This window comes from Stenotrophomonas sp. YJH_SMC_32 (genome assembly GCF_059369975.1).
In genome coordinates this window covers 369,494-384,910 of record NZ_JCAFTE010000003.1, presented here as the reverse complement: position 1 = coordinate 384,910, position 15,417 = coordinate 369,494, and the positions used below count along the sequence as shown (strand labels likewise).

The 15,417-nt window shown below is 62.9% G+C and carries 29 protein-coding genes; all 29 read left to right on the top strand.

Annotation, left to right across the window (positions count from 1 at the left end; translation table 11 throughout):
• A partial coding sequence (locus AC5P7S_RS07885; RefSeq protein WP_495204990.1) for an EF-Tu C-terminal domain-related protein occupies positions 1-141 on the top strand: 141 nt, incomplete at its 5' end.
• 332 nt (positions 142-473) lie between these two features.
• On the top strand, positions 474-785 hold the full coding sequence (gene rpsJ, locus AC5P7S_RS07880; protein WP_005408208.1) for a 30S ribosomal protein S10: 312 nt from the start codon (positions 474-476) through the stop codon (positions 783-785).
• An 11-nt stretch (positions 786-796) separates the two neighbouring features.
• Positions 797-1,447 carry a 50S ribosomal protein L3 gene (rplC, locus tag AC5P7S_RS07875; protein ID WP_004145336.1) on the top strand — a complete coding sequence of 217 codons (651 nt, stop codon included), beginning with the start codon at positions 797-799 and terminating at the stop codon, positions 1,445-1,447.
• A gap of 12 nt (positions 1,448-1,459) precedes the next feature.
• The gene (gene rplD / locus AC5P7S_RS07870) at positions 1,460-2,065 is read left to right on the top strand and encodes a 50S ribosomal protein L4 (protein WP_005415412.1); all 606 of its coding nucleotides are present in this window, start codon (positions 1,460-1,462) and stop codon (positions 2,063-2,065) included.
• Complete coding sequence (gene rplW, locus AC5P7S_RS07865; RefSeq protein ID WP_004145338.1) at positions 2,062-2,361, top strand: 50S ribosomal protein L23; 300 nt, start codon at positions 2,062-2,064, stop codon at positions 2,359-2,361. The genes rplD and rplW overlap by 4 nt, the downstream gene beginning before the upstream one ends.
• A 10-nt stretch (positions 2,362-2,371) precedes the next feature.
• A complete protein-coding gene (gene rplB / locus AC5P7S_RS07860) occupies positions 2,372-3,199 on the top strand; it encodes a 50S ribosomal protein L2 (protein WP_004145339.1) in 828 nt (275 codons plus the stop codon).
• A gap of 6 nt (positions 3,200-3,205) precedes the next feature.
• A complete protein-coding gene (gene rpsS, locus AC5P7S_RS07855) occupies positions 3,206-3,475 on the top strand; it encodes a 30S ribosomal protein S19 (RefSeq protein WP_005415413.1) in 270 nt (89 codons plus the stop codon).
• Between the two features lie 12 nt (positions 3,476-3,487).
• Positions 3,488-3,823 (top strand): 50S ribosomal protein L22, encoded by a 336-nt coding sequence (gene rplV, locus AC5P7S_RS07850; RefSeq protein ID WP_004145348.1) that lies wholly within the window; start codon positions 3,488-3,490, stop codon positions 3,821-3,823.
• An 18-nt stretch (positions 3,824-3,841) separates the two neighbouring features.
• Positions 3,842-4,576, top strand: coding sequence for a 30S ribosomal protein S3 (rpsC, locus tag AC5P7S_RS07845; RefSeq protein ID WP_005415414.1), 735 nt, complete (start codon positions 3,842-3,844; stop codon positions 4,574-4,576).
• 5 nt (positions 4,577-4,581) lie between these two features.
• The gene (gene rplP, locus AC5P7S_RS07840; RefSeq protein ID WP_004154486.1) at positions 4,582-4,995 is read left to right on the top strand and encodes a 50S ribosomal protein L16; all 414 of its coding nucleotides are present in this window, start codon (positions 4,582-4,584) and stop codon (positions 4,993-4,995) included.
• Positions 4,995-5,180: a 50S ribosomal protein L29 gene (rpmC, locus tag AC5P7S_RS07835; protein ID WP_004154487.1), complete on the top strand. Its 186-nt coding sequence runs from the start codon at positions 4,995-4,997 to the stop codon at positions 5,178-5,180. The genes rplP and rpmC overlap by 1 nt, the downstream gene beginning before the upstream one ends.
• An 11-nt stretch (positions 5,181-5,191) precedes the next feature.
• Positions 5,192-5,461, top strand: coding sequence for a 30S ribosomal protein S17 (rpsQ, locus tag AC5P7S_RS07830; RefSeq protein WP_004154489.1), 270 nt, complete (start codon positions 5,192-5,194; stop codon positions 5,459-5,461).
• Between the two features lie 12 nt (positions 5,462-5,473).
• The gene (rplN, locus tag AC5P7S_RS07825) at positions 5,474-5,842 is read left to right on the top strand and encodes a 50S ribosomal protein L14 (protein ID WP_010483978.1); all 369 of its coding nucleotides are present in this window, start codon (positions 5,474-5,476) and stop codon (positions 5,840-5,842) included.
• Between the two features lie 16 nt (positions 5,843-5,858).
• Positions 5,859-6,176 (top strand): 50S ribosomal protein L24, encoded by a 318-nt coding sequence (rplX, locus tag AC5P7S_RS07820; protein WP_004154490.1) that lies wholly within the window; start codon positions 5,859-5,861, stop codon positions 6,174-6,176.
• Between the two features lie 11 nt (positions 6,177-6,187).
• On the top strand, positions 6,188-6,730 hold the full coding sequence (gene rplE / locus AC5P7S_RS07815) for a 50S ribosomal protein L5 (protein ID WP_005415416.1): 543 nt from the start codon (positions 6,188-6,190) through the stop codon (positions 6,728-6,730).
• 18 nt (positions 6,731-6,748) lie between these two features.
• Positions 6,749-7,054, top strand: coding sequence for a 30S ribosomal protein S14 (gene rpsN / locus AC5P7S_RS07810; protein WP_005408209.1), 306 nt, complete (start codon positions 6,749-6,751; stop codon positions 7,052-7,054).
• Positions 7,055-7,311: 257 nt separating this feature from the next.
• Positions 7,312-7,710: a 30S ribosomal protein S8 gene (gene rpsH / locus AC5P7S_RS07805; RefSeq protein ID WP_005415417.1), complete on the top strand. Its 399-nt coding sequence runs from the start codon at positions 7,312-7,314 to the stop codon at positions 7,708-7,710.
• A gap of 18 nt (positions 7,711-7,728) precedes the next feature.
• The gene (rplF, locus tag AC5P7S_RS07800; protein ID WP_005415418.1) at positions 7,729-8,253 is read left to right on the top strand and encodes a 50S ribosomal protein L6; all 525 of its coding nucleotides are present in this window, start codon (positions 7,729-7,731) and stop codon (positions 8,251-8,253) included.
• Positions 8,254-8,285: 32 nt separating this feature from the next.
• Positions 8,286-8,639, top strand: coding sequence for a 50S ribosomal protein L18 (gene rplR, locus AC5P7S_RS07795; protein WP_004154495.1), 354 nt, complete (start codon positions 8,286-8,288; stop codon positions 8,637-8,639).
• Between the two features lie 161 nt (positions 8,640-8,800).
• A complete protein-coding gene (gene rpsE / locus AC5P7S_RS07790) occupies positions 8,801-9,343 on the top strand; it encodes a 30S ribosomal protein S5 (RefSeq protein ID WP_005415419.1) in 543 nt (180 codons plus the stop codon).
• Complete coding sequence (gene rpmD / locus AC5P7S_RS07785) at positions 9,336-9,527, top strand: 50S ribosomal protein L30 (protein ID WP_005408214.1); 192 nt, start codon at positions 9,336-9,338, stop codon at positions 9,525-9,527. Before rpsE ends, rpmD begins: the two co-directional genes overlap by 8 nt.
• A gap of 6 nt (positions 9,528-9,533) precedes the next feature.
• Positions 9,534-9,977: a 50S ribosomal protein L15 gene (gene rplO / locus AC5P7S_RS07780; protein ID WP_004154498.1), complete on the top strand. Its 444-nt coding sequence runs from the start codon at positions 9,534-9,536 to the stop codon at positions 9,975-9,977.
• A 7-nt stretch (positions 9,978-9,984) separates the two neighbouring features.
• Positions 9,985-11,352, top strand: a complete 1,368-nt coding sequence (secY, locus tag AC5P7S_RS07775; protein WP_005415420.1) for a preprotein translocase subunit SecY — start codon at positions 9,985-9,987, stop codon at positions 11,350-11,352.
• Between the two features lie 347 nt (positions 11,353-11,699).
• A complete protein-coding gene (rpsM, locus tag AC5P7S_RS07770) occupies positions 11,700-12,056 on the top strand; it encodes a 30S ribosomal protein S13 (protein ID WP_004154500.1) in 357 nt (118 codons plus the stop codon).
• An 11-nt stretch (positions 12,057-12,067) separates the two neighbouring features.
• Entirely contained in the window at positions 12,068-12,457 is a 390-nt protein-coding gene (rpsK, locus tag AC5P7S_RS07765; RefSeq protein ID WP_004145443.1) for a 30S ribosomal protein S11, read from the top strand.
• Positions 12,458-12,472: 15 nt separating this feature from the next.
• Positions 12,473-13,102: a 30S ribosomal protein S4 gene (gene rpsD / locus AC5P7S_RS07760; RefSeq protein ID WP_004145446.1), complete on the top strand. Its 630-nt coding sequence runs from the start codon at positions 12,473-12,475 to the stop codon at positions 13,100-13,102.
• 55 nt (positions 13,103-13,157) lie between these two features.
• Positions 13,158-14,156 (top strand): DNA-directed RNA polymerase subunit alpha, encoded by a 999-nt coding sequence (locus tag AC5P7S_RS07755; RefSeq protein ID WP_005408216.1) that lies wholly within the window; start codon positions 13,158-13,160, stop codon positions 14,154-14,156.
• A gap of 190 nt (positions 14,157-14,346) precedes the next feature.
• Complete coding sequence (gene rplQ, locus AC5P7S_RS07750) at positions 14,347-14,730, top strand: 50S ribosomal protein L17 (protein ID WP_005408217.1); 384 nt, start codon at positions 14,347-14,349, stop codon at positions 14,728-14,730.
• A gap of 161 nt (positions 14,731-14,891) precedes the next feature.
• Complete coding sequence (locus AC5P7S_RS07745; protein WP_005415421.1) at positions 14,892-15,398, top strand: disulfide bond formation protein B; 507 nt, start codon at positions 14,892-14,894, stop codon at positions 15,396-15,398.
• The last annotated feature ends 19 nt before the right edge of the window (positions 15,399-15,417 follow it).

Below are 15,417 nucleotides of genomic sequence, written 5' to 3'. Positions count from 1 at the left end.
GAAATGGTGATGCCGGGTGACAACGTCAAGATGGAAGTCACCCTGATCAACCCGGTGGCCATGGACGAAGGTCTGCGCTTCGCCATCCGCGAAGGCGGCCGTACCGTCGGCGCCGGCGTGGTCTCGAAGATCATCGAGTAATCTGGTAGTATCAGCGCCCCGATGTTGCCTGGGTAGGGCATCGGGGCGTATCAAATGGGAAAGCAGGCACAGGATGTGCCTTGTGTTCCCCGGACCAGGAAGGGTCAATGCCATTCAGGCGGCGTCAACAGGCGACTGTTGACAGCTGCCTTGTGTGCCATTATGCTTCTACGTCTGGGCAGGCCGGGTAACTGGTCTGCCTACGTTTTTGAGGTCCATGGATTGACCTTGGCGGCCTGCAGGACTGCGGGCCGTCCGTATTCAGGAATTTCATGGGACAAAGCAACCCAGAGGCTTTGTCTGTCGCTCTTTTAACGAAGGAACCTACCGCCATGGCGGACCAAAAGATCCGGATCCGGCTGAAAGCGTTCGATCATCGTCTGATCGACCGTTCGGCCAGCGAGATCGTTGAAACGGCAAAGCGGACCGGCGCGCAAGTGCGTGGCCCGATCCCGCTGCCGACCAAGATCGAGCGTTACACCGTTCTCGTTTCCCCGCACGTCGACAAGGACGCGCGTGACCAGTACGAGACCCGCACGCACAAGCGCGTGCTCGATATCGTTGACCCGAATGACAAGACCGTGGACGCGCTGATGAAGCTCGAACTGGCTGCCGGCGTCGACGTTCAGATCAAGCTGACCTGAGGACTACGACCATGACGAAGAAGTATTCGTTGGGCTTCGTGGGCCGCAAGGCCGGCATGAGCCGCGTGTTCACTGAAGATGGCCGCTCCATCCCGGTGACCCTGATCGAAGCAACCCCGAACCGCATCGCGCAGATCAAGACCGTCGAAACCGACGGCTACAGCGCCGTGCAGGTGACCGTCGGCGCGCGTCGCGCTGCCCTGGTCAACAAGCCGGAAGCCGGCCACTTCGCCAAGGCGAAGGTGGAAGCGGGTCGTGGCCTGTGGGAATTCCGCGTTGAAGACGCGCAGCTCGGCGATTTCGCCGTTGGCGGCGAAGTCAAGGCGGACATCTTCGAAGTCGGCCAGATCGTCGACGTCCAGGGTGTCACCAAGGGTAAGGGCTTCCAGGGCACCATCAAGCGCCACAACTTCCGTATGGGCGATGCAACCCACGGTAACTCGCTGTCGCATCGCGCGCCGGGTTCGCTGGGTCAGCGCCAGACCCCGGGTCGCGTTTTCCCGGGCAAGAAGATGTCGGGCCACATGGGCGCGGTGCAGCAGAGCACCCAGAACCTGGAAGTGGTCAAGGTCGACGTCGAGCGCGGTCTGATCGCGGTTCGCGGCGCCGTTCCGGGCGCGGCGGGTGGCGATGTGATCGTCCGTCCGGCGAGCAAGGCATAAGGAGAGATGACGATGGAACTCGTTATCACGGGTAGCAACAACAAGGTCTCGGTCTCCGAAGCCGTGTTCGGTCGCGATTTCAGCGAAGATCTGGTCCACCAGGTCGTCGTTGCTTACCGCAACGCCGGTCGCGCCGGCACCAAGGCACAGAAGACTCGCTCCGAAGTGGCTGGTACCACCAAGAAGTCGAAGAAGCAGAAGGGCGGCGGCGCGCGTCATGGCGCACTGACGGCTCCGATCTTCGTCGGCGGCGGTGTCACCTTCGCGGCCAAGCCGCGCAGCTTCGAGCAGAAGGTCAATCGCAAGCAGTACCGTGCCGCCATGTGCGCGATCCTGTCCGAGCTGAACCGTCAGGGCCGTCTGACCATCGTGGAGGCCTTCGACGTCGAAGCCACCAGCACGAAGGGTCTGATCGCCAAGCTGGCCGGCCTGGAAGTGGGCAAGCGCCCGCTGATCGTCACCGAGGAAGCGTCCGAGCACCTGTACCTGTCCGCCCGCAATCTGCCGTACGTGCAGGTGCGTGACGTGCAGGGTCTGGACCCGGTCTCGCTGGTGGGTGCCGACACGGTCGTCATCACCGCTGACGCGGTCAAGAAGGTCGAGGAGTGGCTGGCATGAACAGCAACGAAAAAATCTTCAGCGTGCTGCGTGCCCCGCGTGTCTCGGAAAAGACCGCGCGCCTGCAGGAACTCTCCAATCAGTATGTCTTCGAAGTTTCGAACGAAGCCACCAAGGCCGATGTAAAGGCCGCGGTTGAGCAGCTGTTCGACGTCAAGGTCGAAGCCGTCAACGTGGTCAACGTCAAGGGCAAGAACAAGTCCTTCCGTAACCGTGCTGGCCGCCGCGGCGATTGGCGCAAGGCGTACGTTCGCCTGGCCGACGGCCAGTCGATCGATGTAACGGCCAAGGCCTGAGGTACATCCCATGCCATTGATGAAATTCAAGCCCACCTCCCCCGGCCGCCGTTCGGCCGTGCGCGTGGTCACCCCCGACCTGCACAAGGGTGCTCCGCACGCCGCGCTGGTCGAGTCGCAGAGCCGCTCGGGTGGTCGTAACCACCACGGTCGCATCACCGTGCGTCACGTCGGTGGTGGTGCCAAGCAGCACTACCGCATCATCGACTTCAAGCGCAACAAGCTGGGCATCCCGGCGCGCGTGGAACGCATCGAATACGATCCGAACCGCACCGCCCACATCGCTCTGCTGTGCTACGTCGACGGTGAGCGTCGCTACATCATCGCCCCGAAGGGCCTGAAGGCTGGTGATCAGGTGATCGCTGGTTCGGACGCCCCGATCAAGGCCGGCAACACCCTGCCGCTGCGCAACATCCCGGTCGGTACCACCATCCACTGCATCGAACTGAAGCCGGGCAAGGGCGCTCAGATCGCTCGCGCCGCTGGTGCGGCCGTGCAGCTGGTGGCTCGTGAAGGCATCTACGCCACCCTGCGCCTGCGCTCGGGTGAAATGCGCAAGGTTCCGGTCGAGTGCTGCGCCACCATCGGCGAAGTCGGCAACGACGAGCACAGCCTGGAAAAGCTGGGCAAGGCCGGTGCCAAGCGTTGGCGCGGCGTTCGCCCGACCGTTCGTGGTGCTGCCATGAACCCGGTTGACCACCCGCACGGTGGTGGTGAGGCCAAGGCCGGCCAGGGTAACCCGCATCCGGTCACCCCGTGGGGTGTCCCGACCAAGGGTTACAAGACGCGCCATAACAAGCGCACTCAGCAGTTCATCGTCCGCGATCGTAGGGGCTAATCGACCATGGCACGTTCACTCAAGAAGGGCCCGTTCGTCGATCACCACCTCGTCAAGAAGGTGGAGGCCGCTGCGGGCAGCAAGAAGCCGATCAAGACCTGGTCGCGCCGTTCGATGATCCTGCCTGACATGGTAGGCATCACCATTGCCGTGCATAACGGCAAGAACCACATCCCGGTTCTCGTCAACGAGAACATGGTCGGCCACAAGCTCGGCGAATTTGCCATCACCCGGACCTTCAAGGGTCACGGTGGTGACAAGAAGTCGGGCAAGTAAGGAGAGATGACAATGGAAGCGAAAGCCATCCTGCGCACTGCGCGCATCTCCCCGCAGAAGGCTCGTCTGGTCGCTGACCAGGTGCGCGGTCTGCCGGCCGAACGTGCGGTCAACCTGCTGAAGTTCTCGGACAAGAAGGCTGCCCACCTGATCAAGAAGGTGGTGGAGTCGGCAATTGCCAACGCCGAGAACAACCAGGGCGCCGACGTCGACGAGCTGAAGGTTCAGACCATCATGGTTGATGAAGGTCCGACCCTGAAGCGTTTCATGGCGCGGGCGAAAGGCCGCGGTACCCGCATCCTCAAGCGCACCAGCCACATCACTGTGGTTGTGGGCGCCGCCAAGTAAGCGGATAAGGAAAAGACCATGGGTCATAAAGTTCATCCGATTGGTATCCGCCTCGGCATTTCCAAGGACTGGAACTCCAAGTGGTACGCCAACAAGGCCGAGTTCGCCGGTTACCTGGCAGCCGACCTGAAAGTGCGCGACATGCTGCGCAAGAAGCTGGCTCAGGCCGGCATCAGCAAGATCCTGATCGAGCGTCCGGCCAAGACCGCTCGCGTGACGATCCACACCGCCCGTCCGGGCGTGGTGATCGGCAAGCGCGGTGAGGACATCGAGAAGCTGCGCAAGGAAGTGAGCGAGATGATGGGCGTCCCGGCGCACATCAACGTCACCGAAGTGCGCAAGCCGGAACTGGACGCGCAGCTCGTTGCCGAGTCGATCGCCCAGCAGCTGGAGCGTCGCATCATGTTCCGCCGTGCAATGAAGCGCTCGGTCGGCAACGCGATGCGCCTGGGTGCCCTGGGCATCAAGGTCAACGTCGGTGGCCGCCTCAACGGTGCAGAAATCGCCCGTTCGGAGTGGTACCGCGAAGGCCGCGTGCCGCTGCACACCCTGCGTGCCGACATCGACTATGGCTTCGCTGAAGCCAAGACGACCTACGGCATCATCGGCATCAAGGTCTGGATCTACAAGGGCGAGGTCTTCGATTTCTCCCAGGTTGGCCAGGAAAAGCAGGACGACACCCCGTCGCGCAACGATCGTCACGATCGCGGCGACCGCGGTGACCGTCAGCGCCCGGCCCGTGAAGCGAGGTAACGACAATGTTGCAACCCAAGCGAACCAAGTACCGCAAGGTACACAAGGGCCGTAACGATGGCCTGAGCTGGAGCGCCAACGCTGTCAGCTTCGGCGAATACGGCCTGAAGGCAACCGCACACGGTCAGCTGACCGCGCGCCAGATCGAAGCGGCCCGCCGCTCGATCAGCCGCTACGTCAAGCGCGGCGGCAAGATGTGGATCCGCGTGTTCCCCGACAAGCCCATCACCAAGAAGCCCATCGAAGTCCGAATGGGTTCGGGTAAGGGTAACGTGGAATACTGGGTGGCCCAGATCCAGCCCGGCCGCATGATCTATGAAATCGAGGGTGTTTCCGAGGAAGTGGCTCGCGAGGCGTTCCGCCTGGCCGCCGCCAAGCTCTCGGTCACCACCACTTTCGTGACCCGTACGGTGCGCTGATGGATATCAAAACTCTCCGTGAAAAGTCGGCTGACGAACTCAAGGCCCACCTGATCGACCTGCGTAAGGAACAGTTCTCTGTCCGTATGCAGCAGGTCACCGGCCAGCTGCCGAAGACCCACGACATTCGCCGGGTCCGTCGCGAGATTGCTCGCGTCAAGACCCTGCTCGGCAGCACGAAGTAAGGATGGCCGCTATGAGCGACAATACTGAAAAGAAGACGCTGCGCACGGTCGAAGGCCGTGTCGTCAGCAACAAGATGGACAAGACGGTTACCGTCCTGGTTGAGCGTCAGGTCAAGCACGCGCTGTACGGCAAGTACATCAAGCGCTCGACCAAGCTGCACGCCCACGATGCCGACAACGCCTGCAAGGAAGGCGACGTCGTCCGCGTGACCGAGATTGCTCCGATGTCCAAGACCAAGAACTGGCGCGTGGTGGAAGTCATCACGCGTGCGGCTGAATAAGGAGTCTGAATCATGATCCAGATGCAGAGCTACCTTGACGTCGCGGACAATTCGGGTGCCAAGCAGGTGATGTGCTTCAAGGTGCTGGGTGGTTCCAAGCGCCGTTACGCCGGTATCGGCGACATCATCAAGGTCACCGTGAAGGATGCGATTCCGCGCGGCAAGGTCAAGAAGGGTGAAGTGTATGACGCCGTCGTGGTGCGTACCCGCAAGGGTGTGCGTCGCGCCGACGGTTCGCTGATCCGCTTCGACGGCAACGCTGCCGTCCTGCTGAACAACAAGCAGGAGCCGATCGGTACCCGTATCTTCGGGCCGGTGACCCGTGAACTTCGTTCGGAGAAGTTCATGAAGATCGTCTCGCTCGCTCCCGAAGTGCTGTGAGCGACAGGAGATAATCATGGCTAACCGTATCAAGAAGGGCGACCAGGTTGTCGTCAACGCTGGCAAGGACAAGGGCAAGCAGGGCGAAGTCGTCCGCGTCGACGGCGACCGCGTGGTCGTCGCCAACGTGAACATCGTCAAGCGCCACACCAAGCCGAACCCGCAGGCAGGTGTTGCCGGCGGCGTGGTCGAGCGCGAAGCTTCGATCCATATCTCCAACGTGAACGTGCTGAACCCGGCTTCGGGCAAGGGCGAACGCGTTGGCTTCAAGGTGCTGGAGGATGGACGCAAACTGCGTGTGTTCCGCTCCAGCGGTGAGGCGCTCGACGCCTGAGGAATGTGAAGATGACTTCCCGTCTCGAAAAGATCTACAAGGAAGAAGTGGTGCCGGCGCTGATGAAGCAGTTCGGCTACACCAATCCGATGGAAGTACCGAAGCTCGTCAAGGTCACCCTGAACATGGGTGTCGGCGAGGCTGCCACCAACAAGAAGATCCTGGAAAACGCCGTCGCGGACATGACCAAGATTTCCGGCCAGAAGCCGGTTGTCACCAAGTCGCGTATCTCGGTTGCGTCGTTCAAGATCCGTGATGGTTGGCCGATCGGCTGCAAGACCACGCTGCGTCGCCACAAGATGTACGAGTTCCTGGACCGCCTGATCAACATCTCGCTGCCGCGCGTGCGCGACTTCCGTGGTGTTTCCGGTCGTTCCTTCGACGGCCGCGGCAACTTCAACATGGGTGTGAAGGAACAGATCATCTTCCCGGAAATCGACTTCGACGCCGTCGACGCGATCCGCGGTATGGATATCGCCATCACCACCACTGCGAAGACCGACGCGGAAGCGAAGGCGCTGCTGGCAGCGTTCAAGTTCCCGTTCCGTAACTGATCTGTCGAGGAAACCGAAATGGCAAAGACCTCCATGGTCAACCGCGACATCAAGCGGGAAAAGCTGGCCAAGAAGTACGCTGAGAAGCGTGCGGCTCTGAAGAAGATCGTGTCCTCCGTGGACGCGACCTACGAAGAGAAGATCGACGCCGCAACCAAGCTGGCCAAGCTGCCGCGCGATTCGTCGCCGAGCCGCCAGCGCAACCGTTGCGAGCTGTCGGGTCGTCCGCGTGGCGTGTACAGCAAGTTCGGCCTCGGCCGCAACAAGCTGCGCGAAGCCACCATGCGTGGCGACGTCCCGGGCCTGCGCAAGGCCAGCTGGTAATTCCAGCCGGCCCTGCGATCAGGAGCCCCCTCGGGGGCTTCTGAACCGGGGAGGGAGGCGTTCAGCTTCCTTTCTGCGAAAAAAACCGAAGAGCCCGGCGCAAGTCGGGCTCTTTTGGCGTATACTCCCGCGTCTTGCCCTGCGCAAACGGGGTTGTAGGAGTGGGCCCCGGCCCGCTGCATCAAGGGACCTGGCCCGTTTCCAGGAGACAACAGATTTTCGCGAAAGCGGATATCGGTGCACTCAAAGGTACTCATATGAGCATGACTGATCCCATCGCCGACCTGCTGGTCCGCATCAAGAATGCGGCTGCGGTTGGCAAGCAGACGGTGAAAGCCCCGTCGTCCAAGATCAAGGTTGCGATCGCCCAGGTCCTGAAGGACGAGGGTTACATCACCGACCTGCGCGTGACCCAGCTGGAAAACAACAAGGCCGAGCTGGAAATCGTGCTGAAGTATTTCGAAGGCAAGCCGGTCATCGCGACCCTGAAGCGCTTCTCGCGTTCGGGCCTGCGCCAGTACCGCGGCAAGAGCGAGCTGCCGAAGGTCATGAATGGCCTGGGCATCTCCATCATTTCCACCTCCAAGGGCATCATGACTGATGCGCAGGCGCGCCAGCTGGGCGTCGGCGGCGAAGTCCTGTGCTTCGTGGCCTAAGGCGAAAGGAGTAGAACTATGTCCCGCGTAGCCAAGAAGCCCGTCACCCTGGGTAAGGTCGAACTGAACGTCCAGTCGGAAAGCGTCACCGTCAAGGGCCCGAAGGGCACCCTGTCGCTGGTCAAGCCGGCCGGTATTGCCATCAACGTCGACAGCGGCGTTGCCACCCTGAGCACCGAGAGCGCCGACCTGGTCGCGCTGACCGGTACCGTGCGCGCGATCCTGGCCAACATGGTCAAGGGCGTGTCCGAAGGCTTCGAGCGCAAGCTGGAGCTGGTCGGCGTGGGTTACCGTGCTGCCATGCAGGGCAAGGATCTGAGCCTGTCGCTCGGTTTCTCGCATCCGGTCGTGTTCGTGGCGCCGGAAGGCATCACCATTTCCACCCCGACCCAGACCGAGATCCTGGTCCAGGGCGCTGACAAGCAGGTCGTCGGTGAAGTCGCCGCCAAGATCCGTGCGTTCCGCAAGCCGGAGCCGTACAAGGGCAAGGGCGTGAAGTACTCCGACGAAGTCATCATCCGTAAGGAAGCCAAGAAGGCCTAATTAGGCGCTTCCGCTTTCAAGGAAAACACATCATGAACAAGAACATCGCCCGCCTGCGTCGCGCCAAGTCGACCCGTGCCCACATCCGTGAGCTCGGCGTCGCCCGCCTGTCGGTGCTGCGCACCGGCCAGCACCTGTACGCCCAGGTCTTCACCGCTGACGGTTCGAAGGTGCTGGCTGCCGCCAACACCACCCAGACCGACGTCAAGGAAGGCCTGAAGAACGGCAAGAACGCCGATGCCGCTGCCAAGGTCGGCCGCATCGTTGCCGAGCGCGCCAAGGCCGCCGGCATCGAGAAGGTTGCCTTCGATCGTTCGGGCTACCGCTACCACGGCCGCATCAAGGCCCTGGCAGAAGCCGCCCGCGAAGCCGGCCTGCAGTTCTAAGGGACAAGGGCAGGGGGCCGATGGCCTCCTGCCTGCCTGCTCGCCAGCCTGAGTGAGGCTGGACGGCGCCGCTCTTCTGCAGCGGTCCACCGGAACAACGCGTCACTCCACAACCATAAGCGGCCTCGAGCCGTACATACCCAAACAACCAAGGAATCAACATGGCAGAAGAGCGTCAGCAGCGGGGTCGCGATCGCGACCGTAACCGCGAAGAGAAGATCGACGACGGCATGATCGAAAAGCTGGTCGCGGTCAACCGCGTCAGCAAGACCGTCAAGGGTGGCCGCCAGTTCACCTTCACCGCCCTGACCGTGGTCGGCGACGGCGAAGGCAAGGTCGGTTTCGGTTATGGCAAGGCCCGCGAAGTGCCGGTCGCCATCCAGAAGTCGATGGAACAGGCCCGCAAGAACCTGGTCAGCGTTGACCTGAACAACGGCACCCTGTGGCACACCATCAAGGATGGTCACGGCGCAGCCCGCGTGTTCATGCAGCCGGCTTCGGAAGGTACTGGCGTCATCGCCGGCGGTGCGATGCGCGCCGTGCTGGAAGCCGTTGGCGTGAAGAACGTGCTGGCCAAGGCCACCGGTTCGCGCAACCCGATCAATCTGGTGCGCGCCACCGTGAAGGGCCTGACTGCTGCGCAGTCGCCGGCCCGCATCGCGGCCAAGCGCGGCAAGAAGGTGGAGGAACTCAACCATGGCTAATGAGTCCAACAAGACTGTGAAGGTCCGCCTGGTGCGTGGCCTGCGTGGCACCCAGTCGCGTCACCGCCTGTCGGTGCGTGCCCTGGGCCTGAACAAGCTCAACGATGTGCGTGAACTGAAGGACAGCCCGCAGGTGCGCGGCCTGATCAACAAGGTTCAGTACCTCGTCCAGGTTGAGGAGTAATCGACCATGACTCTGCGTCTCAATGAACTGAGCCCGGCACCGGGCGCCCGCACCGAGCGCACCCGCGTCGGCCGCGGTATCGGCTCGGGCCTGGGCAAGACTGCCGGCCGCGGCCACAAGGGTTCGTTCGCCCGCAAGGGTGGCGGCAAGATCAAGGCTGGCTTCGAAGGCGGCCAGACCCCCATGCAGCGTCGTCTGCCGAAGATCGGCTTCCGTTCGCCGATCGCCAAGGACACCGCTGAAGTGCTGCTGTACGCGCTGGACAAGCTGCCGGCCGGTGAGATCGACTTCGCCGCCCTGCGTGCTGCCAAGCTGGTCCCGAGCACTGCCAAGAAGGCCAAGGTCGTCGTCAAGGGCGAAGTGACCAAGGCGTTCACCCTGAAGGGTATTGCTGCCACGGCTGGTGCCAAGGCTGCGATCGAAGCTGCCGGCGGCAGCGTAACGGAGTAAGAAAATCATGGCGCAAGCTGGCATCGGTAACCTCGCGGGCGGAATGGGCAAGTTCACTGAACTTCGCCAACGTTTGCTGTTCGTCGTCGGGGCTTTGATCGTCTATCGCATCGGCTGCTACGTGCCGGTGCCGGGCGTCAATCCCGATGCCATGCTTGCCATGATGCAACAGCAGGGCGGCGGCATCGTGGACATGTTCAACATGTTCTCGGGCGGCGCCCTGCACCGTTTCAGCATCTTTGCGCTGAACGTGATGCCGTACATCTCGGCATCGATCGTGATGCAGCTGGCCGTGCACATCTTCCCCGCCCTGAAGGCGATGCAGAAGGAAGGTGAGTCCGGCCGCCGCAAGATCACCCAGTATTCGCGCATCGGCGCCGTGCTGCTGGCAGTGGTGCAGGGCGGTTCGATCGCGCTGGCCCTGCAGGGCCAGGTTTCGCCGTCGGGCGCTCCGGTCGTGTACGCCCCCGGCATGGGCTTCGTGCTCACCGCGGTGGTCGCACTGACTGCCGGCACCATGTTCCTGATGTGGGTCGGTGAGCAGGTCACCGAACGCGGTATCGGCAACGGCGTGTCGCTGATCATCTTCGCCGGTATCGTCGCCGGTCTGCCGGGTGCGGTCATCCACACCTTCGACGCCTACCGCGACGGCAACATCCAGTTCATCCAGCTCCTGCTGATCGCCATCGTCGTACTCGCCTTCACCTTCTTCGTGGTGTTCGTGGAGCGTGGCCAGCGCCGGATCACGGTCAATTACGCGCGCCGCCAGGGCGGTCGCAACGCGTACATGAACCAGACCTCGTTCCTGCCGCTGAAGCTCAACATGGCCGGCGTCATCCCGGCGATCTTCGCCTCGAGCCTGCTGGCCTTCCCGGCCACCCTGGCCATGTGGTCCGGCCAGGCTGCCAACCAGAGCAGCTTCGGCCAGGTCCTGCAGAAGGTCGCCAATGCCCTGGGCCCGGGCGAGCCGCTGCACATGATCGTGTTCGCTGCGCTGATCACCGGTTTCGCGTTCTTCTATACCGCGCTGGTGTTCAATTCGCAGGAAACCGCCGACAACCTGAAGAAGTCGGGCGCTTTGATTCCGGGCATCCGTCCGGGCAAGGCCACCGCCGACTACATCGACGGCGTGCTGACCCGCCTGACCGCGGCCGGCTCGGCCTACCTGGTGATCGTCTGCCTGCTGCCGGAACTGATGCGCACGCAGCTGAATGCCTCGTTCTACTTCGGTGGCACGTCGCTGCTGATCGTGGTGGTGGTGGTGATGGACTTCATCGCCCAGGTGCAGGCACACCTGATGTCCCACCAGTACGAGAGCCTGCTGAAGAAGGCCAACCTGAAGGGCGGCAACCGCGGCGGTTTTGCCCGCGGCTGATAGGCCTGTTATACTTTCGTCTTCCTGACGTGATGGTCCCTCCGCTTCGCGGACTCCGGCCACACAAACGAAGGGCGGCCCCCGCAGCGGTTCCGGGTGGGGGTGTGATGAGGTGGTCCCGCGCTGGAGTAGCGCGGGCGGCCCCGGGGGAAACCCCAGGTCCAACCCCATCCGGCGCCGGAGCCTGGGCACACTCCCCAGGCCGGGTTCATGAAACCAATGGTTTCACGGGCTTCCATGTAAACCGGAACCTTGTTAGTATCGCTAGTTCACTTTTTTGATCCATCCTGCCGGATTGGCGTGCCCGAGGCGCGCTGTCGGCCATCACTCAGCTGGAGAACCGCGTCATGGCGCGTATTGCAGGCGTCAACCTGCCAGCCCAGAAGCACGTCTGGGTCGGGTTGCAAAGCATTTACGGCATCGGCCGTACCCGTTCGAAGAAGGTCTGCGAAGTCGCAGGCGTTGCTTCCACCACCAAGATCCGCGATCTGTCGGAGCCGGAAATCGAGCGCCTGCGCGCCGAAGTCGGCAAGTACATCGTGGAAGGCGATCTGCGCCGTGAGATCGGCATCGCGATCAAGCGCCTGATGGACCTGGGCTGCTACCGCGGCCTGCGTCACCGTCGTGGCCTCCCGCTGCGTGGCCAGCGCACCCGTACCAACGCCCGCACCCGCAAGGGTCCGCGCAAGGCGATCAAGAAGTAAGGGACTGAGAAATGGCTAAGCCCGCTGCTAAGACCAAGAAGAAGATCAAGCGCGTCGTCACCGACGGCGTTGCCCACGTCCACGCTTCGTTCAACAACACCATCGTCACCATCACCGACCGCCAGGGCAACGCTCTGTCGTGGGCGACCTCCGGTGGCGCTGGCTTCCGCGGTTCGCGCAAGTCGACCCCGTTCGCTGCCCAGGTGGCTGCTGAAAAGGCCGGTCGTGCTGCGCTGGACTACGGCGTGAAGTCGCTGGAAGTCCGCATCAAGGGCCCGGGTCCGGGCCGTGAGTCGGCCGTGCGTTCGCTGAACAACGTCGGCTACAAGATCACCAACATCATCGACGTGACGCCCATCCCGCACAACGGGTGCCGTCCGCCGAAGAAGCGTCGCGTCTAAAGGGAGCGATAAGAAATGGCTCGTTATATCGGTCCTACCTGTAAGCTCGCCCGCCGCGAAGGCGCCGACCTGTCCCTGAAGAGCCCGGCGCGTGCGCTGGACTCCAAGTGCAAGCTGGAGCAGAAGCCCGGCCAGCACGGCGCCACTGCCCGCAAGGGCAAGCTGTCCGACTACGCCACCCAGCTGCGTGAAAAGCAGAAGGTCAAGCGTATCTACGGCCTGCTGGAGCGTCAGTTCCGCAACTACTACAAGAAGGCCTCGACCAAGAAGGGCAACACCGGCGAGAACCTGCTGCAGCTGCTGGAAACCCGCCTGGACAACGTCGTCTACCGCATGGGCTTCGCCGTGACCCGTCCGGCTGCCCGTCAGCTGGTGTCGCACCGCGGCGTCACCGTGAATGGCAAGTCGGTCAACCTGGCTTCGTACCAGGTCAAGGCTGGCGACGCCATCGCTCTGTCCGAAAAGGCTGCCAAGCAGCTGCGCGTCCAGGAAGCCCTGACCGTCGCCGCCCAGCATGACCTGAGCCCGTCGTGGGTTGAAGTGGATTCCGGCAAGTTCACCGGCATCTTCAAGGCTGTTCCGGATCGTTCGGATCTGCCTGCGGACATCAACGAAGCGCTGATCGTCGAGCTGTATTCGAAGTAATTCACATTGGAGAGCCCCCGGCGACGGCCGGGGGTTCACTAGGAGAACCCGCAACATGACGGTTACCGCCAACCAGGTTCTGCGTCCTCGCGGTCCGCAGATCGAACGCCTTACCGACACCCGTGCAAAGGTCGTTATCGAACCTTTGGAGCGGGGTTACGGGCATACGCTGGGCAACGCCCTGCGTCGCGTGCTGCTGTCGTCCATCCCGGGCTTCGCCATCACGGAAGTCGAAATCGACGGCGTGTTGCATGAGTACACCACGGTCGAAGGTCTGCAGGAGGACGTGCTCGAAGTCCTGCTCAACCTGAAGGATGTGGCCATCCGTATGCACTCCGGCGACAGCGCCACTCTGTCCCTGTCCAAGCAGGGCCCGGGCGTTGTCACCGCTGCCGACATCAAGGTCGACCACAATGTGGAGATCCTGAACGGCGACCATGTGATCTGCCACCTGACCAAGGATACGGCGATCAACATGCGTCTGAAGATCGAACGTGGTTTCGGCTACCAGCCGGCTGCCGCGCGTCGTCGTCCGGACGAAGAAACCCGTGCCATCGGCCGCCTGGTCCTGGATGCCTCGTTCTCGCCGGTTCGCCGTGTCGCCTATGCCGTGGAAGCGGCGCGTGTCGAACAGCGCACCGACCTGGACAAGCTGGTCATCGATATCGAGACCAACGGCACCATCGATGCCGAGGAAGCCGTGCGCACCGCCGCCGACATCCTCAGCGACCAGCTGTCGGTGTTCGGTGACTTCACCCACCGCGACCGCGGTGCGGCCAAGCCGGCCAACAACGGCGTGGATCCGGTGCTGCTGCGCCCGATCGACGATCTGGAGCTGACCGTGCGTTCGGCCAACTGCCTGAAGGCTGAAAGCATCTACTACATCGGCGATCTGATCCAGAAGACCGAAGTGGAGCTGCTGAAGACCCCGAACCTGGGCAAGAAGTCGCTCACCGAGATCAAGGAAGTGCTGGCTCAGCGCGGCCTGTCGCTCGGCATGAAGCTGGAGAACTGGCCGCCGGCCGGCGTCGCCAGCCACGGCATGCTGGGCTGATATCGGTAATACCTGAAGGCTCCACCGTTCGCGGTGGGGCCTTCAACGCAGCACACCATGCCACGACGAACCGCAGGTTCGCGGGCAGGTCGTCCAGGACGGGCGGCCAGGACCATCCGCAGTCCGCGCAGCAACGCCAGGATGGCGACAACGATCCGCACAGCCTCATCATTAACCAAGGAATATCACCATGCGTCACCAGAAGTCTGGCCGTAAGTTCAGCCGTACCAGCGCCCACCGCGAAGCGATGTTCAAGAACATGGCCGCCTCGCTGTTCAAGCACGAGCTGATCAAGACCACCCTGCCGAAGGCCAAGGAACTGCGCCGCGTTGCCGAGCCGCTGATCACCCTGGCCAAGGTCGACTCCGTCGCCAACCGCCGTCTGGCTTTCGCCCGCCTGCGCGACAACGAAGCCGTGGGCAACCTGTTCACCATCCTGGGCCCGCGCTACGCGAACCGTCCGGGCGGCTACCTGCGCCTGCTGAAGTGCGGCTTCCGCGCTGGCGACAACGCGCCGATGGCCTACGTCGAGCTGGTTGACCGTCCGGTCGTGGCCGAGGAAGTGGCCGAGTAATCGGACCGCTCCAATGCGACACAGCGAAAGCCCGGCCTCTGCCGGGCTTTTGCGTTTCTGTGGGATCTGACCCGTACCGTTCCGACAGGCGTCACCTGTGGCGGTTCGAATGGCATGCACTCTCGGTTACGCTTGGCGCCTGATCCATTCGAGCGTTGACGATGAATCCACTGCGCTGGCCCTTCCGCGCCCAGTTCTTCCTGGGCTTCCTGATCTGCGCCGGCCTGCTGGGCTACGCGATCTTCCTGCAGCTGAAGATGGGCCTGGAGCCGTGCCCGCTGTGCATCTTCCAGCGGCTGGCGTTCGCCGCGCTGGGCCTGCTGTTCCTGATCGGTGCACTGCACGGGCCCTCCAACCGTCCTGGCCGGGCAACCTACGGCGTGCTCGCCTTCATTGCCGCCGCGGTCGGCGTAGGCATCGCTGCGCGCCACGTCTACGTGCAGATGCTGCCACCGGAGATGGGGGCGACCTGCGGCCCGCCGCTGAGCTTCCTGCGCGAGACCATGGGGCCGCTGGAAGTGTTCCGCACGGTGCTGACCGGTACCGGCAACTGCGGCAATATCGACTGGACGTTCCTGGGCCTGACCATGCCGATGTGGTCGGGCGTGTGGTTCGTGCTGCTGGCGCTGTGGGCGCTGGTGGTGTCGCTGCGCAAGGTCAAGCGCTGAACTAAGGCGGGGTCGGAGC

Excerpts from the sequence above, each read along its gene's own strand:
- rpsJ (WP_005408208.1), top strand. The coding sequence starts at position 474 with ATGGCGGACCAAAAGATCCGGATCCGGCTGAAAGCGTTCGATCATCGT.
- rplC (WP_004145336.1), top strand. The coding sequence starts at position 797 with ATGACGAAGAAGTATTCGTTGGGCTTCGTGGGCCGCAAGGCCGGCATG.
- rplD (WP_005415412.1), top strand. The coding sequence starts at position 1,460 with ATGGAACTCGTTATCACGGGTAGCAACAACAAGGTCTCGGTCTCCGAA.
- rplW (WP_004145338.1), top strand. The coding sequence starts at position 2,062 with ATGAACAGCAACGAAAAAATCTTCAGCGTGCTGCGTGCCCCGCGTGTC.
- rplB (WP_004145339.1), top strand. The coding sequence starts at position 2,372 with ATGCCATTGATGAAATTCAAGCCCACCTCCCCCGGCCGCCGTTCGGCC.
- rpsS (WP_005415413.1), top strand. The coding sequence starts at position 3,206 with ATGGCACGTTCACTCAAGAAGGGCCCGTTCGTCGATCACCACCTCGTC.
- rplV (WP_004145348.1), top strand. The coding sequence starts at position 3,488 with ATGGAAGCGAAAGCCATCCTGCGCACTGCGCGCATCTCCCCGCAGAAG.
- rpsC (WP_005415414.1), top strand. The coding sequence starts at position 3,842 with ATGGGTCATAAAGTTCATCCGATTGGTATCCGCCTCGGCATTTCCAAG.
- rplP (WP_004154486.1), top strand. The coding sequence starts at position 4,582 with ATGTTGCAACCCAAGCGAACCAAGTACCGCAAGGTACACAAGGGCCGT.
- rpmC (WP_004154487.1), top strand. The coding sequence starts at position 4,995 with ATGGATATCAAAACTCTCCGTGAAAAGTCGGCTGACGAACTCAAGGCC.
- rpsQ (WP_004154489.1), top strand. The coding sequence starts at position 5,192 with ATGAGCGACAATACTGAAAAGAAGACGCTGCGCACGGTCGAAGGCCGT.
- rplN (WP_010483978.1), top strand. The coding sequence starts at position 5,474 with ATGATCCAGATGCAGAGCTACCTTGACGTCGCGGACAATTCGGGTGCC.
- rplX (WP_004154490.1), top strand. The coding sequence starts at position 5,859 with ATGGCTAACCGTATCAAGAAGGGCGACCAGGTTGTCGTCAACGCTGGC.
- rplE (WP_005415416.1), top strand. The coding sequence starts at position 6,188 with ATGACTTCCCGTCTCGAAAAGATCTACAAGGAAGAAGTGGTGCCGGCG.
- rpsN (WP_005408209.1), top strand. The coding sequence starts at position 6,749 with ATGGCAAAGACCTCCATGGTCAACCGCGACATCAAGCGGGAAAAGCTG.
- rpsH (WP_005415417.1), top strand. The coding sequence starts at position 7,312 with ATGAGCATGACTGATCCCATCGCCGACCTGCTGGTCCGCATCAAGAAT.
- rplF (WP_005415418.1), top strand. The coding sequence starts at position 7,729 with ATGTCCCGCGTAGCCAAGAAGCCCGTCACCCTGGGTAAGGTCGAACTG.
- rplR (WP_004154495.1), top strand. The coding sequence starts at position 8,286 with ATGAACAAGAACATCGCCCGCCTGCGTCGCGCCAAGTCGACCCGTGCC.
- rpsE (WP_005415419.1), top strand. The coding sequence starts at position 8,801 with ATGGCAGAAGAGCGTCAGCAGCGGGGTCGCGATCGCGACCGTAACCGC.
- rpmD (WP_005408214.1), top strand. The coding sequence starts at position 9,336 with ATGGCTAATGAGTCCAACAAGACTGTGAAGGTCCGCCTGGTGCGTGGC.
- rplO (WP_004154498.1), top strand. The coding sequence starts at position 9,534 with ATGACTCTGCGTCTCAATGAACTGAGCCCGGCACCGGGCGCCCGCACC.
- secY (WP_005415420.1), top strand. The coding sequence starts at position 9,985 with ATGGCGCAAGCTGGCATCGGTAACCTCGCGGGCGGAATGGGCAAGTTC.
- rpsM (WP_004154500.1), top strand. The coding sequence starts at position 11,700 with ATGGCGCGTATTGCAGGCGTCAACCTGCCAGCCCAGAAGCACGTCTGG.
- rpsK (WP_004145443.1), top strand. The coding sequence starts at position 12,068 with ATGGCTAAGCCCGCTGCTAAGACCAAGAAGAAGATCAAGCGCGTCGTC.
- rpsD (WP_004145446.1), top strand. The coding sequence starts at position 12,473 with ATGGCTCGTTATATCGGTCCTACCTGTAAGCTCGCCCGCCGCGAAGGC.
- AC5P7S_RS07755 (WP_005408216.1), top strand. The coding sequence starts at position 13,158 with ATGACGGTTACCGCCAACCAGGTTCTGCGTCCTCGCGGTCCGCAGATC.
- rplQ (WP_005408217.1), top strand. The coding sequence starts at position 14,347 with ATGCGTCACCAGAAGTCTGGCCGTAAGTTCAGCCGTACCAGCGCCCAC.
- AC5P7S_RS07745 (WP_005415421.1), top strand. The coding sequence starts at position 14,892 with ATGAATCCACTGCGCTGGCCCTTCCGCGCCCAGTTCTTCCTGGGCTTC.